At 37.5% G+C, this 18,014-nt stretch carries 17 protein-coding genes and 1 riboswitch; of the genes, 10 read left to right on the top strand and 7 right to left on the bottom strand.

The window, feature by feature from the left end; translation table 11 throughout:
* Positions 1-19: 19 nt before the first annotated feature.
* The 4 genes from AC6H22_RS04030 to AC6H22_RS04015 all read right to left on the bottom strand — a co-directional run bounded on the left by AC6H22_RS04030 (position 20) and on the right by AC6H22_RS04015 (position 3,923).
* The gene (locus AC6H22_RS04030; protein ID WP_497515392.1) at positions 20-1,270 is read right to left on the bottom strand and encodes a multifunctional CCA addition/repair protein; all 1,251 of its coding nucleotides are present in this window, start codon (positions 1,268-1,270) and stop codon (positions 20-22) included.
* A gap of 6 nt (positions 1,271-1,276) precedes the next feature.
* Positions 1,277-1,888 carry a TIGR04211 family SH3 domain-containing protein gene (locus AC6H22_RS04025; RefSeq protein ID WP_118800343.1) on the bottom strand — a complete coding sequence of 204 codons (612 nt, stop codon included), beginning with the start codon at positions 1,886-1,888 and terminating at the stop codon, positions 1,277-1,279.
* A gap of 67 nt (positions 1,889-1,955) precedes the next feature.
* The gene (locus tag AC6H22_RS04020; protein WP_497515390.1) at positions 1,956-3,218 is read right to left on the bottom strand and encodes an inorganic phosphate transporter; all 1,263 of its coding nucleotides are present in this window, start codon (positions 3,216-3,218) and stop codon (positions 1,956-1,958) included.
* Between the two features lie 24 nt (positions 3,219-3,242).
* On the bottom strand, positions 3,243-3,923 hold the full coding sequence (locus AC6H22_RS04015; RefSeq protein WP_005641798.1) for a TIGR00153 family protein: 681 nt from the start codon (positions 3,921-3,923) through the stop codon (positions 3,243-3,245).
* A 218-nt stretch (positions 3,924-4,141) separates the two neighbouring features.
* Here AC6H22_RS04015 and AC6H22_RS04010 point away from each other — a divergent pair, with 218 nt between their 5' ends.
* The 10 genes from AC6H22_RS04010 to AC6H22_RS03965 all read left to right on the top strand — a co-directional run bounded on the left by AC6H22_RS04010 (position 4,142) and on the right by AC6H22_RS03965 (position 14,908).
* Positions 4,142-4,582 carry an HvfX family Cu-binding RiPP maturation protein gene (locus AC6H22_RS04010; protein ID WP_497515528.1) on the top strand — a complete coding sequence of 147 codons (441 nt, stop codon included), beginning with the start codon at positions 4,142-4,144 and terminating at the stop codon, positions 4,580-4,582.
* A 34-nt stretch (positions 4,583-4,616) separates the two neighbouring features.
* Entirely contained in the window at positions 4,617-4,853 is a 237-nt protein-coding gene (gene hvfA / locus AC6H22_RS04005; protein WP_209364332.1) for an oxazolone/thioamide-modified RiPP metallophore HvfA, read from the top strand.
* Between the two features lie 77 nt (positions 4,854-4,930).
* Positions 4,931-5,851 (top strand): HvfB family MNIO-type RiPP peptide maturase, encoded by a 921-nt coding sequence (locus AC6H22_RS04000; protein WP_497515389.1) that lies wholly within the window; start codon positions 4,931-4,933, stop codon positions 5,849-5,851.
* Positions 5,841-6,557 carry an HvfC family RiPP maturation protein gene (locus AC6H22_RS03995; RefSeq protein ID WP_497515388.1) on the top strand — a complete coding sequence of 239 codons (717 nt, stop codon included), beginning with the start codon at positions 5,841-5,843 and terminating at the stop codon, positions 6,555-6,557. The genes AC6H22_RS04000 and AC6H22_RS03995 overlap by 11 nt, the downstream gene beginning before the upstream one ends.
* A 400-nt stretch (positions 6,558-6,957) precedes the next feature.
* A complete protein-coding gene (locus AC6H22_RS03990; protein WP_118816993.1) occupies positions 6,958-7,995 on the top strand; it encodes a CYTH domain-containing protein in 1,038 nt (345 codons plus the stop codon).
* Between the two features lie 125 nt (positions 7,996-8,120).
* Positions 8,121-9,497: a DNA repair protein RadA gene (radA, locus tag AC6H22_RS03985; protein ID WP_497515387.1), complete on the top strand. Its 1,377-nt coding sequence runs from the start codon at positions 8,121-8,123 to the stop codon at positions 9,495-9,497.
* 122 nt (positions 9,498-9,619) lie between these two features.
* A complete protein-coding gene (gene lrp, locus AC6H22_RS03980) occupies positions 9,620-10,099 on the top strand; it encodes a leucine-responsive transcriptional regulator Lrp (protein ID WP_005633718.1) in 480 nt (159 codons plus the stop codon).
* Between the two features lies 1 nt (position 10,100).
* Positions 10,101-12,872: a DNA translocase FtsK gene (locus AC6H22_RS03975; RefSeq protein ID WP_497515386.1), complete on the top strand. Its 2,772-nt coding sequence runs from the start codon at positions 10,101-10,103 to the stop codon at positions 12,870-12,872.
* 17 nt (positions 12,873-12,889) lie between these two features.
* Positions 12,890-13,507, top strand: coding sequence for an outer membrane lipoprotein periplasmic chaperone LolA (gene lolA / locus AC6H22_RS03970; RefSeq protein ID WP_497515385.1), 618 nt, complete (start codon positions 12,890-12,892; stop codon positions 13,505-13,507).
* Positions 13,508-13,567: 60 nt separating this feature from the next.
* Positions 13,568-14,908 carry a replication-associated recombination protein A gene (locus tag AC6H22_RS03965; protein WP_497515384.1) on the top strand — a complete coding sequence of 447 codons (1,341 nt, stop codon included), beginning with the start codon at positions 13,568-13,570 and terminating at the stop codon, positions 14,906-14,908.
* 84 nt (positions 14,909-14,992) lie between these two features.
* Here AC6H22_RS03965 and aroA read toward each other — a convergent pair whose 3' ends face one another.
* The 3 genes from aroA to AC6H22_RS03950 all read right to left on the bottom strand — a co-directional run bounded on the left by aroA (position 14,993) and on the right by AC6H22_RS03950 (position 17,602).
* Positions 14,993-16,291, bottom strand: coding sequence for a 3-phosphoshikimate 1-carboxyvinyltransferase (gene aroA, locus AC6H22_RS03960; RefSeq protein WP_497515383.1), 1,299 nt, complete (start codon positions 16,289-16,291; stop codon positions 14,993-14,995).
* A complete protein-coding gene (gene purU / locus AC6H22_RS03955) occupies positions 16,291-17,127 on the bottom strand; it encodes a formyltetrahydrofolate deformylase (RefSeq protein WP_497515382.1) in 837 nt (278 codons plus the stop codon). The genes aroA and purU overlap by 1 nt, the downstream gene beginning before the upstream one ends.
* A 70-nt stretch (positions 17,128-17,197) precedes the next feature.
* Positions 17,198-17,602, bottom strand: a complete 405-nt coding sequence (locus AC6H22_RS03950; RefSeq protein ID WP_046943189.1) for an H-NS histone family protein — start codon at positions 17,600-17,602, stop codon at positions 17,198-17,200.
* A gap of 218 nt (positions 17,603-17,820) precedes the next feature.
* A riboswitch (Lysine riboswitch) is annotated at positions 17,821-17,996 on the top strand.
* The last annotated feature ends 18 nt before the right edge of the window (positions 17,997-18,014 follow it).

Genomic DNA, 18,014 nt, shown 5'->3' with positions numbered 1-18,014 from the left:
GTAAAGTTACTTTTATTTGTTAATTTTTGGGGTAATTTGCTTTTGTTTGTTTAACCGCTAAGATTCTTCGTTTCGTCAATTCATTTCTAATTTCTTGTTTCTCAAATCCATCAGCAATAACTTGCTGTACATCTACTTCATTTGCCGCTTGTAATAATTGATTGATGTAATCTATTTGTGGATAGTCTTTATTTTCAAAACCTGTTCTTCCTCGAGTATCAGCTAAACATACTTGTAGAAATTCTTGAAAGCGTTGTGCTTTTCTCCACACATCAAAACGATTAAACAGCGTTATGACGGTTTCAGCTCGAAGCTCGAAGGCTTTGTGAATATGCGTGTGAAATTCACAAGTCAGTTCTGCAAGTTCTTGAAAATAACTTGGGACTTTCAAGCGTCTGCACAATGATCTAGTCGGTTTTATGCCAGTTTGTTCATGCCCATAATGATGAGGAAGAATATTTTGAGGCGTAAGAGCCTTGCCAAGATCATGACAAATTGCGGCAAAACGGACTGCACTTCTGTTTAGGATAGGATTATTTTCAGTCAAATTAACCGCTTGTTTTAATACCAGCATGGTATGAATAAAACTATCTACTTCTGGATGATGTTTTACTGGATTTGGCACGCCATAAAGGGCATCGATTTCAGGAAATAAAATGCTTAATGCGCCTGTTTTATGTAAGGTTTCAAAATAAATTTCAGGATTTTTTTCGTTTAAGGCTTTTTCTGTTTCTAGCCAAACGCGTTCCGCCGTGAGATGTTGTAATTCTCCCGATTGTGCAAGTTCTGCCATTAGGGATAGCGTTTCCGAGGCAATTTTAAAACCGAGAGAATGATAACGAGCTGTAAAGCGTGCCACACGCAATACACGTAAAGGATCTTCTGAAAAAGCAGGAGAAATATGGCGTAAAATTCGATTTTCTAAATCTTGTTTTCCACCATAAGGATCGATAATTTCACCGTCTTCGCTTTGAGCCATCGCGTTAATAGTGAGATCTCGTCGAATTAAATCTTGTTCTAATGTGATTGTTGGGGAGAAATCACAAATAAAGCCCGTGTAACCTGCTCTAGATTTACGTTCTGTTCGGGCAAGCGCATATTCTTCTTTTGTTTTAGGATTGAGAAAAACCGGAAAATCTTTGCCTACTTGTTGATAACCGAGAGAGAGTAGCGTAGCGGGGTCTGCGCCTACTACAATCCAATCACGATCTTTTACCGGTAAACCTAATAATTGATCGCGAACAGCCCCACCAACCAAATAAACTTTCATTCGTGATTATGCCCAATCATCACGACGGCGACGTTTTGGTAACACATAAGGAATGAGCAAACCGAAGAGTAAGCCTACACCCAATACTGAACCGCCATAAATAAACCATTGAATCGCAATTTCTCGTTTACCTGCATCAAGCATCGCTTCTAAATCACGATTTTTATTTTTGGTCATTTCAAGTTCGCGTTTCAGTTGAGAATTTTGTTCTAAAAGATCCGCACTTTGTTGCTCAGCTTGTTTGGTTCGACGTTGCATTTCGACAGTACGTTGTTGCCAATCGCCATCTAAACGACTAAGTTTTAAAGTTAATTCTTGGACTTGAGCTTTTAATTTTGGATTTTCTTCTTTACTACTTGGCGTGTTGCTTAAGTCTGAATTTAAAATCCAAGCTTCACGATTTTTATTGTCGCGAATGAGTGTGTATTTGCCTTGACGATCTAATACATTCACCGCTTCTCCAGCTTGAATTGAACCTGCAATTTTAAATTGTTCACCGGCACCGCGGCGTAAGAACGTACTGAGATTTTCAGTAACATATTGTGTTTCTGCATGAGCAGTTGCAATACCTGTACCAAGTAACGCGCAAGATAAAAGAGTATTGTAGATTTTTTTCATGCTTTCTCCTTAAAAATAAAAACAACAAAAGTGCGGCTGAATAAACCGCACTTTTTGTTGCAATAAATTAATTAAACACCGCACGCAGTAAATAGAAGATAATAATTGCGAAGAATGCGCCGGCTGGTAAAGTGATTATCCAAGAACTAATGATGTTTCGGATAACCGTTAAATTGAGTGCCGCGATACCGCGAGCAAAACCGATACCTAAAATTGCCCCAACAAGTGTTTGTGTTGTTGAGATCGGCAAGCCTGTACCGGATGCAACTACAACGGTCATCGCAGTGGCAAATTGAGCGGCAAAGCCACGGCTTGGCGTTAAATCGGTGATCCCAGATCCAACAGTCGCCATTACTTTTTGTCCCATAGTAATTAAGCCTACAGCAATGCCTAATGCACCTAGTGGTAAAATCCACCAAGTTAAGGTTCCGCCTGAAACAATTTTACCGCCTTGTTCAACGATTGATACAACCGCTGAAAGTGGGCCAATTGCATTGGCTACGTCATTCGAACCATGAGCGAAAGCCATCGCACAGGCGGTTAATAACATTAAAATACTGAAGACTTTTTCTACCGCACCAAAAGTCCCTTTGCTTACAGATTGGGTGAATGTTTTGCTTTTAAAATAGAAATGGAAAAACAACATGCCTACAAGGCTAATGACAAGCGAAATGATCAAAGTTTCTTTATTGGAAAGATTTAAACCAACATGTTTTAAACCTTTTGTCATGGTTACGATACACAGAACAAATACGGTTATCCCCATGTAATAAGGACCATATTTTTGTGCATTTTTCAGAGGGTGTTCGGTATCAAAAATAAGTTTTTGCGTACTTGCAAAGATTGCATAGGCGAGAATACCTGCAATGACAGGCGTGATAAACCAGCTACCAACGATGCTACCAATATTTGACCAATCTACTGCGCCAGGGCCAATCGTAATGCACGCAAACCCAATAATTGCACCGATAATAGTGTGAGTACCAGAAACTGGCCAGCCCATTTTCGTTGCGATAAATAACCAAGCACCAGAGGCAAATAAAGCAGAAAGCATACCCAGTGCCAAAATATCGGGCGTATCCACAAATTGCATTGGATCGATTACGCCACTTTTAATGGTTTCTGTTACTTCACCACCAGCTAGATATGCGCCAGCAGATTCAAAAATTAACGCAATAATAATTGCTTGTTTGGCTGTTACAGTACCGGATCCTACAGATGTCCCCATTGAGTTTGAAACATCATTGGCTCCAATACCGAAAGCCATAAAAAAGCCGAAGGCTGCTGTAACCCACACCAACCATGAACCATATTGACTAATAACTTCCATAGTTAATTTCCTATGTTTTGTTGATTATGAACGCGCCAGCATTAATTCAATGCGTGAGCCAACACGTTGTGCTTGGTCAGCTAGCACACCAACCCATTCAATAATTTTATATAAGAACATCACATCAATTGGGTTATAACGGCTTTCTATGGTGTAAAGCATTTTACGTAATTTGATCTGCATTTGGTCGGTATCATCTTCAATTGCATCAAGTTCTTGAATCATATCGTTAACTAATTTTAGTTCGCGGCCTTTAAAACCGGTTTCTAAAAGTTGATCCATTTCTTCGATTACTCGATGAGCTTGATGAATGGCATCTAAACTACGTTTTACGTAATGTAAGAATTCTTCCTGCATTTCTTCAGGAATACCAAATTGACGACCAATCATACGGCCTGCAATATCTTTAGCAAAATTTGCTAATTTATCTTGTTGCGTGACTAATTCTAAGAGATCAGTACGATCAATAGGTAAGAATAAACCACGAGGCAATTTCAAACGAATCTCACGTTTCAAGCTATCTGCTTCACGTTCACGCTGAGAGATTTCTAAGCGTTTTTCTTCCGCTTTTTCCCAATCCTTTGAGAAGGTTGTTTCAAAAAAAGGAATTAAAAGATCGCAACATTCAGTGACTTTTTCCGAATGCTTTTGCAATGGTTTTAAAGGCGAATGGGCAAATAATCCGAGAATATTATTCATTGCCATAAGTGATTTACTCCATAAGGGGTTAAAAATTCGTGCGCATATTACCCGATTTTTGTTGATATTTAAAATTTTTCAAAAAAATTTGTAAGAAAAAAGCTTTATCTTCGACTAACTAAACAACTGGGTAATATTTCCTAGTGTGGTAAGATAAGTGACCCAATACACTTTTCGCTTTAAAAGCGAGAAAATTTGAAAGGTAAAAAATGAAGGATTGTAAGATGCAAGGTATCAGCAGCAGCGTGAGTTTATTGATTTTACGCTTTTTTCTTGCGTGGGAATTTTTAGAGGCAGGGTTAGAAAAATGGAATGGTCAAAATTGGTTTACTGAAATACAAGATCGTTTTCCTTTTCCGTTTAATCTTATTCCTGCTGATATTAATTGGCACATTGCAATGGGGGCGGAATTAATTCTCCCTTTCTTGCTAATATTCGGAGTACTAACTCGTTTTAGTGCATTAGGTTTGACGATTTTAATCTCTGTTGCGTGGTATAGTATTCATGCTGATGCAGGTTATAACGTTTGTGATAATGGTTATAAATTACCATTAATTTATGTGGTAACTTTATTAATCTTAATTACGCAGGGAGCAGGGAAACTCTCTTTAGACACGCTTATTAAGAAGGTTTATCCAACTAAAAGCTGGTTGAAATTCCTCTAACTATATATTCAAGATCAAACTCTAGGAGACTTAAATGAAAAAATTATCCACTTTAGCCGCATTAGCTGGAGCATTAACGATGACAGTAGCTACTGTTGCACACGCTGAGCCAAAATCAAGCAGTACAGATAAAGCTGCAACACCTTGTATGGGTGATAAATGTGTGAAAACAAAAGCTGCAGAAGGTAAATGTGGTGAAGGTAAATGCGGTGCGAGCAAACCAAAAGCTGCAGAAGGTAAATGTGGTGAAGGTAAATGTGGCTCTAAATAATCGTATTTTAATCTAGATGCCATACATAACACTGGTGTAAATTTACACCAGTGTTGTATTAAAAGGAGTAAATAATTATGTTACAAGGTGCAGGATTAGGGTATCGTCGAGATTTAGCGGATGATTTTTTAAATTTATCATCAAATAATGCGATTCAGTTTATGGAAGTTGCTCCAGAAAATTGGGTAAAAATGGGAGGAGCTGCTCGTTATAGATTTGATCAAGCCGCTGAAAGATATCCACTTGCGGTACACGGACTATCACTTTCATTAGGCGGGCAAGCACCACTTGATCGCGAGTTATTAAAAAATACTAAAGCATTAATGACTCAATATAATTCGACATTTTTTTCTGAACATTTGAGTTATTGTGAATGTGAAGGGCATTTATATGATTTATTACCTATGCCATTTACTGAAGAAGCTGTAAAACACGTAGCACAGAGAATCCGCTATGTGCAAGATTTTTTAGGATTACAAATTTCATTAGAAAACACCTCTTATTATTTACACTCTCCCACCAGCACAATGAATGAAGTAGAATTTTTAAATGCTATTGCACAAGAAGCGAATTGTGGTATTCATTTAGATGTGAATAATATTTATGTAAATGGCGTCAATCACGGTTTACTTGATCCTTATGTTTTTTTAGATCAAGTAGATGTGAAACGTGTCAATTACATTCATATTGCAGGACACGACGAAGAACATTCTGCGGCACAAGTTGTGGAGGATTTAGAAGGAGAATCATTTAATAAAATAAAAGGGGCATATCGCTATTTACCAGAGTTATTAATTGATACGCACGGTGAGGCAGTAAAAGGTACTGTGTGGGATTTATTAGAATATGCCTATCAACGACTACCTGCCATTCCGCCAACATTATTAGAGCGTGATTTCAATTTCCCTCCATTTGCAGAACTTTATGCTGAAGTTGAACATATTGCACAACTACAGCAAAAATATGCTCAAAAAGAGGTAATATCCTATGCAGCCTAAACCTTCGCTTATTGAAACACAAAAAGCACTTGCCACAGCAGTTCGATTGGCTAATGCTCAACCTCTAAATGGTTATGCTCCGAATCGCCTTGCTGTTTATGCTCGCTTAGTTCGAAATAACATCTTTGGTTTTATTGACCGTTGTTTTGTTGAAGCACCTAAACACGTTTCTGCTGAGAGTTGGTCTCAGACAAAAGAAATGTTTGTATTAACAGGAAAATCACATTCTCCTTATTTTCAAGATATTGCTGGAGAATTTCTCTTATTTTGTCAAGAAAAAGAGAGTTTTGATGCCAATATACTGGCATTGATGGATTTTGAAAATACTCAATTACTTGCAGAAGTTTCTTTAGCAAAAGTACCTGAAAAATTTGAGTGGAATAAGCATAGCGTAATGCAGTTATCTGATGCAGCTTATTTAAAAAGCTATGAAGTCGATTTTTTATCAAGCGATTTTAAACAATTTGATGAAAACCCTATGCAAGCTGTTATATGGCGGGATAGCGATTTTAATATTCTGCAACAACGCTTATCTGAACTTGACTTTTGGCTATTAAGTTATATACAAGAACAACCTTCGTCTTTAGAAGAGGTATTATCTGCCTTGAATACCGTAGTTGAAGATAGCACCCCCTTAATTTCATTATTGGAAAACACTTGGGTGAATTGGATTAATGCTGAAGTGCTTTATCCGAAAGAGAGATAAATTTTTTATAGAAAAACTCACAAAATGTTAGACAGGTGAAAAAGATGACTTTTTCACCTAATTTTTTCTTGGTTAGTATTTTCCATATATTATCCAAATCTTTTTAATATAGATTTGAGAACAGTTCGAATCATATTCTCTGCTTAAATGAAATCTTTCAGTTATAAATCTAAATATTTGATTTTCAATTTATTCAATTTCATATAATAAAAATTATGTCACATAATTATTTGAATAACCTTTCATTTATAATTTCCTATATTTTAATTATAGGAAAATACTGCACAATAAATAAAAATTCATTTATAGTTGTTTAATATGTAAAGTAAAACACCACAAAAATCTTGATTTATTTTTATTGTATTGTATATTCAAACAGTTAATTTGAGTAAGGAATATTATGCTACAAGAAATTGAATTAAAATTGGCGATCTCGCCACAAATCAGTATTGAATTGCCACAATATCTTGCAAAATTTACGATTTTAGATCATCAAGATTTATTTTTGAGCAATACTTATTATGACTATCCTGATCATTTTCTTGCTAAACAAAAGATGGGATTACGTATTCGTCAAGAAGATCAGGAACTTACATTAACGCTAAAAACCAACGGCGAAGTTGTTGGTGGATTGCATAGTCGCCCAGAATATAATTTATCATTAACCGAAAAAGAAACGCCAACTAATGCCCAATTAAGAGAGCTTTATCCTTTTAAACAATTACCTAGTTCAACACTACAACCTATTTTCTCCACAGATTTTAACCGCACTTTTTGGTTAGTTGAATTTCAACAATCCAAAATTGAAGTGGCGTTTGATCAAGGCAAAATTATTTCAGGAGAATCTGAGCAATCGATTTGTGAAATTGAGTTTGAATTGAAATCTGGCAATGTGCAGGATCTTTTTGATTTTGTAGAAACCTTGCCTTTCGAAAGAGATATTTATTTTAGTAGCTCAAGTAAAGCGAAGCGTGGTTATTTGTTAGGTTCAAAACAATTTTTGACGGATTGGCTAAATAAATGGCGTGATTTCTTAAAAGAAGAACGAGAAGAAAGATCGGTAGATTTTTGTGTAAAATTTAATTCCGTGTTGAAAATGGAACAGAAACTTTTGGAAGAAACCTTATCCTTTTCTCCTGCACTTTTTAGCCAAGATTTTATGAAAACAGTGGAGCGAGTTGGGGCATTTTTTAATCTTTATCATTATTATGATGAAAATGGAAAAATCCTAGAAGCGGTGGCAACAGAAAAACAAAAAGAAACGCTCTTACCAGCTTTGTTAGAAAGCAATCAGAAAATCTTTGTTGAAATCCGTGATTTGATTCGTTTTCATAGTGAAACGAAAGACAATGAAAAAACTATTGAAAAATTGACCGCACTTTTGAAAAGTCGAGTTTATTTTGAGCGAATGATCAAATTAATGAGATTCTCGGCATAATGCGAATCAACCGTGCAAATGGGGAAGCTATATTTCTAGGCATTATGTCAGCTTGCCCTGAACCATATAACGATATTTAGCCGTAGGTATATGAATACTCGGTTAAAGAATGAGAAGGATGAAAAATGGCTAAAGCCCCGAAAACAGCTTATGTATGTAACGATTGTGGTGCGGAGTTTTCTCGTTGGCAAGGGCAATGCTCGGCTTGTAAAGCGTGGAATACAATCACGGAAGTGCGGTTAATTTCCACCGCAAAATCAAAAAACGATCGTTTTAGTGGATACGCGGGTGAAACTCAGGCAAAAATTCAAACGCTCTCTGAAATTAGTTTGCAAGAAACTCCTCGTTTTTCCAGTGGCTTTAATGAGTTAGATCGCGTACTGGGTGGTGGAATCGTACCAGGTAGTGCGATTTTAATTGGTGGGCATCCTGGTGCAGGGAAAAGTACCTTGTTATTACAAGTCATGTGCGGTTTAGCGAAAAACATGACCGCACTTTATGTAACGGGAGAAGAATCATTACAACAGGTTGCGATGCGTGCAAGTCGATTGGGATTGCCAAACGATCAATTAAAAATGTTGTCAGAAACCTCTGTGGAACAGATTTGTAATTTGGCGGATCAGTTAAAACCACAAATTATAGTGGTGGACTCGATCCAGGTAATGCATTTGGCTGATATTCAATCATCACCAGGCAGTGTAGCTCAAGTACGTGAATGTGCTTCTTTCCTCACTCGTTATGCGAAAACCCGCCAAGTCGCGATTATTATGGTGGGGCATGTAACGAAAGACGGGACACTTGCTGGGCCGAAAGTGTTAGAGCATGCGATTGACTGTTCATTACTATTAGAAGGCGAAGCCGATTCTCGCTATCGTACCTTGCGTAGCCATAAAAACCGTTTTGGTGCGGTGAATGAATTAGGCGTATTTGGTATGACCGAGCAAGGCTTGCGAGAAGTAAAAAATCCATCTGCGATCTTTTTAAGCCGAGGTGATGAAATTACATCGGGCAGCTCTGTTATGGTACTTTGGGAAGGAACTCGTCCTCTTTTAGTTGAAATTCAAGCCTTGGTGGATCATTCAATGCTATCGAATCCTCGTCGTGTTGCGGTGGGATTAGAGCAAAATCGCTTAGCACTATTATTGGCGGTGTTACACCGACATGGTGGCTTACAAATGGCTGATCAAGATGTCTTTGTAAATGTCGTTGGTGGTGTAAAAGTCAGTGAGACAAGTGCGGATTTGGCTTTGTTGCTTGCATTAATTTCTAGTTTTCGTAATCGCCCTTTGCCACAAGATTTAGTGATCTTTGGTGAAGTTGGATTAGCAGGAGAAATTCGCCCTGTGCCAAGTGGGCAAGAGCGTATTAGTGAAGCGGCAAAGCATGGTTTTAAACGTGCTATTGTTCCTTTTGGTAACAAGCCGAAAAGTGCGGTCGAAAATATGCAAGTTTTTACAGTGAAGAAACTTTCCGATGCGTTAGCCGTGTTGGATAATTTTTAAATACTTCCATTAGAGACAATTAATAGTCTTAATGGAAATGAATTATCTAATCCCGTTGTACTGAAAACGTTAGCAAAATTTGTTAAAATAAACATACTTTTTATTCAAAGAAAAATAAAAAAATGGAAAAAAAACTGAATAAAGCGCTGGATGCGATTGATATAAAAATTCTTAATGAATTACAACGCAACGGTAAAATTTCTAATATTGATTTGTCGAAAAAAGTAGGGCTTTCACCCACGCCTTGTTTGGAACGTGTTAAACGTTTAGAAAAACAAGGCGTAATTATGGGATATCGCGCGTTGTTGAATCCTGAATTATTGGAAGCGCCTTTGCTTGTGATCGTGGAAATTACGTTAGTTCGTGGAAAACCTGACGTATTTGAGGAATTTAATGCTGCGATTCAAGAGTTGGAAGAAATTCAAGAATGCCATTTAGTATCGGGCGATTTTGACTATTTATTAAAAACTCGTGTTGCAGACATGGCTGAATACCGAAAATTGCTGGGGACGACATTATTGCGTTTACCTGGTGTAAATGACACTCGCACTTATGTTGTGATGGAAGAAGTAAAACAAACAAATTTCCTTGTATTGAAATAATATGATTAAACAAATAACAGAACGATTTACACCAAAACAGTATTTAGCTGAACTTTTGCTTGGATTAACCGCACTTTTTGGGCTTTATTTAATTATTGCTTGGTCAAGTTATACTCCGCTTGATAATTCTTGGGCAACGGCTGGTGCGCATGGTGAAACAATTAATAAAGTCGGCGCATTTGGTGCGTGGATTGTCGATCTTTCTTTTGTTTTCTTAGGCTATGTTGCCCATGTTATTCCTTTTACGGCTTTTTTGGTACCAGTCTATTTATTGAAAACAAAAGCAGTTAAAAACCTTTCCTGTACTCGAATTATTTTACGTAGTTTTGGCTTTATAATGCTGATTATTGGGCTTTGTGTGATGAGTATGTTGCTTTTGTCAAGCAATGCCTTTTATTTAAGTGGTGGCGTATTGGGCGGTTCACTTGTTGTAAATTGGCTTTATCCAGCATTAGGTAAATTTGGATCGGTTTTAATTGGTTTCACATTTGCTTTAATCGGTTTTATTTTTTGCTCTGGCGCCTCATTAATTCGACTGATTGTGGCCTTTTATCATTGGTTAACAATGAAAAATGAGCAGGAAGAACGTGTTGAGCAAGAAAAAACAACGGAAGAATTAGAGCAAATCGTGATTGTAAAATCAGATAGTTCAGCAACAGAAAATCTAGATCAAAATAATCTTAATTTGGAACAAAATGGTGAGATTGAAACTCAAAAATCGTCTTTAGAGGCAGAAGACAACTCAGTTGAGCATCCTTCGCATTTCATTAATATTCATGGTTTAAATCCAGAGGTCTCGATTAAATCAGAATATGAAGTTTCTCCTGAAGAGAGTGTAAAACCTCAGTTTTCTCTTGAGTTTGAATCTGAAGCATTACCTAGCGTGAATTTATCGAGCGACGCGCATGGACAAACGGTAAGTAAAAATGATTTTGTGCCAGTGTGGAATAAACCGATAAAGCCTGCTGTTCAGGACAATGTCTCAATGGATCAAAGTGCGGATGATTTTACTAAGGTTTGCTTGCTTACAAATGATGAAATGCCAACAGTTTCATTAAAACCGACTCATGAATCCTTGAATACTGAAATGGCGGATAATAATTTTAATGTTCAAGCTGATGAAAAAGTCCGTTTGGGTGATGATGAACTAAAATTTAACGTATCCTTACAGGATGATATAAGGGATGTTCAATTAGACAAAAATCAAGAGGAATCACCTAACTATAAAGGTTATAGTGGCAGCTTGATTCATCCTGCATTCCAACAGCAAACAACTAAACGTGAAAAGCCTAGTACACCCTTACCAAGTTTGGAGTTATTATCAAAACATCCCGCAGTGGAACAAAATATTACGCAAGAAGAAGTTTTTGAAACGTCTCAACGCATTGAGCAACAATTACGTAATTTTAATGTGAAAGCGACTGTAAAAGATGTGCTTGTTGGCCCAGTTGTCACTCGCTATGAATTAGAATTACAACCTGGGGTGAAAGCGTCAAAAGTAACGAGTATTGATACCGATTTGGCGCGTGCATTAATGTTCCGCTCGATTCGTGTGGCAGAGGCTATTCCTGGCAAGCCTTATATTGGTATTGAAACGCCTAACCTTCATCGTCAAATGGTACCATTACGTGATGTGTTAGATAGCAGCGAATTCCGTGATACTCATGCAACTTTGCCAATGGCTTTAGGTAAAGATATTAGCGGAAAGGCAGTGATTGTTGATTTAGCGAAAATGCCACATTTGTTGGTTGCAGGATCAACGGGATCGGGTAAGTCTGTTGGCGTGAATACGATGATCTTAAGTTTACTTTATCGTGTTCAACCAGAAGATGTGAAATTTATCATGATCGATCCTAAAGTCGTTGAACTTTCAGTTTATAATGATATTCCGCATTTGCTAACGCCTGTTGTAACAGATATGAAAAAAGCCGCTAATGCGTTGCGTTGGTGTGTAGATGAAATGGAACGCCGTTATCAGTTGCTTTCTGCTCTACGTGTACGCAATATTGAAGGCTTCAACGAAAAAATCGATGAATACGAAGCGATGGGAATGCCAGTGCCGAATCCAATTTGGCGACCTGGTGATACAATGGATGCAATGCCACCCGCCTTGAAAAAATTGAGTTATATTGTGGTTATTGTCGATGAGTTTGCTGATTTAATGATGGTAGCGGGTAAGCAAATTGAAGAACTTATTGCGAGATTGGCACAAAAAGCGCGGGCTATTGGTATCCATTTAATTTTGGCGACACAACGTCCTTCTGTCGATGTGATTACAGGTTTAATTAAAGCGAATATCCCAAGTCGGATTGCCTTTACCGTTGCAAGTAAAATTGACTCACGAACTATTCTTGATCAAGGCGGGGCAGAGGCGCTTTTAGGTCGTGGTGATATGCTTTATTCGGGGCAAGGTTCATCGGATTTGGTGCGTGTTCATGGTGCCTTTATGAGTGATGATGAAGTTATTCGTATTGCGGATGATTGGCGCGCACGTGGTAAACCTGATTATATTGATGGTATTTTAGAAAGTGCTGACGATGAGGAAGGTACAGAAAAAGGAATATCAAGTGGTGGGGAATTAGATCCACTCTTTGATGAAGTAATGGATTTTGTTATTAATACCGGTACAACTTCAGTATCTTCTATTCAACGTAAATTTAGCGTAGGCTTTAACCGAGCAGCGCGTATTATGGATCAAATGGAAGAACAAGGGATTGTCAGCCCAATGCAAAATGGTAAGCGTGAGATTTTATCGCGTCGTCCGGACTACTAATTTAAAAGGAAAGTAAAATGAAAAAAACAACGTTAAAATTTGCCGCACTTGCCTTACTTGGTTTGAGTAATTTGGCATTGGCTGATGCGGCAAGTGAATTGCAAATGCGTTTAGCTAAAGTCGATGTATTAAGCGCTGAATTTGTGCAAACAGTGACTTCTGGAAGTGGCAAAAATGTTCAACAAGGAAGTGGCAAACTTCAAATTAAACGCCCAAATTTATTCCGTATGGATACTAAAACCCCTCAAGAAACCCAGATTATTTCTGATGGTAAAACCTTATGGTTCTACGATCCATTTGTGCAACAAGTAACAGCACAATGGGTTAAAGATGCGGTAAATAACACCCCTTTCGTGTTGCTTACAAGTAATGACAAAAACCATTGGGATCAATATTCGGTTATGCAACAAGTGGATACCTTTGTATTGAAACCTAAATCTTCAAAAAGTAATATCAAGCAATTTGATATTCGTGTCGATGCCAATGGCGTATTAAGAAATTTCAGTACGACAGAGAAAGATGGGCAAACCAATCTTTATGTTTTACGTAATATTACTAATCAAACTTTGTCTGATACCTTGTTCCAATTTAAGCCAGAAAAAGGCGTTGAAGTGGATGACCAACGTAAAAAATAACAAATGATTATTTTAAATAAGGGCGTAGAAATACGCCCTTCAATTTTGTGAGAAATAAACATGTCGAATCTCAATTTTGATTTTGCCGAAAATGATTTTCGTCCACTGGCAGCCAAGATGCGTCCAACGAGTCTAGAGCAGTATTTTGGGCAAACTCATCTTATTGGTGAAGGTAAGCCGCTGCGTAAAGCTATTCAAGCTGGGCATATTCATTCTATGATTTTCTGGGGGCCACCAGGTACAGGAAAAACAACGCTCGCAGAAATTATTGCGCAACGTATTAATGCTGAAGTTGAGCGAATTTCTGCGGTGACGAGTGGTATCAAAGAAATTCGTGAAGCCATTGATCGTGCAAAACAAAATCGTCTTGCAGATCGTAAAACTATCTTATTTGTGGATGAAGTCCATCGTTTTAATAAAAGCCAGCAAGATGCATTTTTACCGCACATTGAAGATGGAACCGTTATTTTTATTGGGGCGACAACAGAAAATCCCTCTTTTGAGCTAAATAATGCATTGCTTTCTCGTGCCAGAGTATATGTGCTGAAATCACTTACAACGGCTGAAATTGAACAAGTTTTGCAGCAAGCTGTAGAAGATCCTGAACGTGGATTGGGTAAAGAGCGGTTAATTTTAGAAGAGAATTTACTGCAAGTACTTGCCGAATATGTCAATGGAGACGCGCGATTAGCTTTGAATTGCCTCGAATTAATGGTGGATATGGCAGATGAAACCGAAAATGGAAAAAAAATTGACCGCACTTTATTAAAAGAAGTCTTAGGCGAACGTCAAGCGAGATTTGATAAACAAGGTGATCGTTTCTACGATTTAATTTCTGCGCTACATAAATCTGTTCGAGGTTCTTCACCAGATGCGGCTCTGTATTGGTATGCAAGAATTTTAACAGCGGGTGGAGACCCTTTATATGTTGCGCGCCGATTACTTGCCATTGCTTCAGAAGATGTGGGAAATGCAGATCCTCGCGCTATGCAAGTCGCATTGGCTGCTTGGGATTGCTTTACTCGAGTCGGGGCTTATGAAGGGGAGCGAGCCATTGCCCAAGCCATCATATATCTTGCGGTAGCGCCAAAAAGTAATGCGGTTTATACTGCATTTAACACTGCAAAACAGCAAGCGAAAGATTTGCCAGATTACGATGTTCCACCACATTTACGTAATGCGCCAACTAATTTAATGAAAGAGCTTGGCTATGGTGCTGAATATCGTTATGCTCACGATGAACTTAACGCTTATGCGGCAGGTGAAAATTATTTCCCGCCTGAATTAAAAGACACTCAATATTATTTTCCGACGAATAGAGGTATGGAAATTCAGATTAAGGAAAAATTAGAACGATTATGTGAGCAAGATAAAAGTGCGGTGAAAAAACGGTATAAATAATCTTTATTTAGGATTTTTTTTAGAATGGAATGAAAGTGCGGTTAATTTTGAAAACTTTTTTGAAATTTACCGCACTTTTTTAATTTAATCTCTTAAGCAAATTTTCTCAAATTCACTAAAGAATGTTGGAAAGGTTTTGGCAGTACATTTAGGATCTAAAATTGTCACTGGTGTATTGGACAGAGCGATTAGAGAAAAACACATTGCCATCCGGTGATCGTTATAAGTTTCAATATTAGCATGTTTAAACTGATTGAGTGCAAGCGGTTGAATACGAATAAAATCTTCACCTACTTCGACTTCTGCACCGACTTTACGCAGTTCAGTTGCCATTGCTGTTAAACGATCTGTTTCTTTCACGCGCCAGTTATAAATATTGCGAATGATGGTTTCACCATTAGCAAAAAGTGCTGTGGTTGCTATCGTCATTGCGGCATCTGGAATGTGGTTCATATCCATATCAATGCCATGCAATTCAGCACGTTCGGCTTGAATAAAATCTTCTCCCCAAGTGATTTTTGCCCCCATTCTTTCTAATACATCAGCAAATAAACGATCGCCCTGAATAGAGTTTTTACCAATTCCAGTGACTTTCACTTTTCCTTTAATGGCTCCAGCTGCGAGAAAGTAAGATGCCGATGAGGCATCCCCTTCTACCAAGTATTTTCCAGGTGAAATGTAGGATTGATTTCCTTTAACTTGAAATTTTTGGTAGTGATGGTTTTCAACGTGAACACCAAAATCTCGCATCATTGCAAGGGTGATGTCAATATAGGGTTTAGAGACTAGTTCACCGATAATTTCGATTTCGGTGTCATTTTCTGCAAGTGGCGCAGACATTAAAAGTGCGGTCAAAAATTGGGATGAAATAGAGCCATCAATTTTAACATTTCCACCTTTTATCCCTTTGTTGCGAATTGCGACTGGAGGATAACCTTCATTTTCTAAGTAGCGAATATCTGCACCAGCTTGGCGTAATGCATCGACTAAATGGAGTATTGGACGCTCTTTCATACGAGGTTCACCCGTTAAGATGATTTCAACTTCGGCGTTTCCTTTTAAGCAAAGCGCAGCGGTTAATGGACGCATTGCAGTGCCCGCATTGCCAAGAAAGAGAGAAAGATTGTCCTGTATATTGAATACTCCACCTAATCCCTCTATTTCACAAATAGTTTTGTCATCAGAAAGATGGTAGAGTACGCCTAATGCTTTGAGTGCGTTAAGCATATGTCGAATATCATCGCTATCTAATAAATTGGTTACTTTTGTTGTGCCTTTAGATAAGGCGGCTAAAAGTAATGCTCGGTTCGATAAACTTTTAGAACCTGGTAAATTAATTGTTCCTTCAACCGCACTTATTGGCGCAAGGATGATTTTTTCCACTACAACACCACCGTTTTATTTTTATAAACAAAAATTCTATCGTGTAAAGCAAGATCAAGGGCTCGACTTAACACGGTTTTTTCCACATCACGGCCAGCACGCATCATAGCTTCAGCGCTATAAGTATGATCCACATTAATGACATTTTGCATAATGATTGGGCCTTGATCCAATTCATTATTAATGAAATGTGCTGTTGCACCGATAATTTTTACACCTCGTTCATAGGCTTGTTGATAAGGCTTGGCACCAATGAAAGCAGGTAAAAATGAATGGTGAATATTAATCACTCGATTTGGATAACGAGCGACAAATTCAGGATTTAACACACGCATATATTTAGCGAGAACAATATAATCTGGCGTGTATTTATCAATTTTTTTAGCTAATAATTTATCGTGCTCAATACGAGTTAAGCCTTCATGACTAACCAAATGAAACGGAATATTAAAACGCTCAACGAGTTCGCGTAAATTATCATGGTTGCCGATCACTGCAGCAATTTCTACATCAAGCGCACCATAATAATTTTTCATTAAAATATCGCCGAGGCAGTGAGCTTCTTTGGTGACTAAAATAACAATTCGTTTACGTTGTGTACCAATTAATCGACAATGCGTTCCTTCGGGTAAGCTATATTTTAGATCTTCTAATAAGGTAGCTTCGTTAAAAATACCTTCCAATTCTGTACGCATAAAGAAATGCTTGGTTTCAAAATCTACAAATTCATTATTATGCAGAATGTTTAGTTGATGTTTGTAACAAATGTTGGTTATTTTAGCTATTAGGCCTTTATCATCGGGACAATCGGTGAGTAATATTTTTTTTTCGATCATAATGTTGTGCGCTAGATTTAGATAAAAAAATAGAACCCATAAAAATGGGTTCTAGTTTCAAATAGAAAAATTAAATTTCGAAATCAGATAATGATTTACCAGAATTCAATGCATTTTGAATTGGGCGCGGTGTGCGGCCTTGGCCAGTCCATGTTTTACGTTCGCCATTTTCATCAATAAATGCATATTTTGCTGGGCGAGGTGGACGTTTTGCTCTAGCAGATGTTGCTGCTGTACCAAAGATCTCTTGTAATTCTTCAGGTGTAATACCTTCTTTTTCCATTAATTCTTTATATTTAGCTAAGCGTTCTTTTCGCTCTGTTTCTGCTTTAATTAATTCTGCTTCATTAGTACGTTTCTCTTCAACAGCAGTTTGTAATTTTTCAAGAGCACTTTCCGCTTGTTCTAAAGTTAATTCGCGCACTGCCGCACGTAAACTACGAAGATTTGTCAAACCTTTTGCTAATTCGCTCATAATAAACCTCGATAAAATAATCTTGTATGTGGAAAAACTTATTTAATAATAGGGAAAATAATATTTATTGTAAATATCTATTTTAAATAAATGGTCGGAGCAGGTATATATCTTTAAATTTCTTTTTGTTTATTTTTTATATTTTTAATTCAATCTAATAAAATTTTTTATAAAACTTGTTGGCATTTGGATTTTTTTACGGTAATCTCTTGAATCACTACAAAAGTAGAGGTGCAATCATTATAAGTATTTTTTCAGAGTGGATAACGATGAAGAAAAAAGAAAGGAATGATTGCCGAAATCAAACAAAAGTCGTTTTGTTTGGTTGGTGGCGTACTTGAAAGGGGCGACACTGTCATAGTTTTTTGATTAACTATGGAGCGCTACGGTTGTTCTGGTCTTATTCTGTCCT

This window comes from Haemophilus sp. THUN1690 (assembly GCF_059704375.1).
This window is presented reverse-complemented; position numbering and strand designations above follow the sequence as displayed.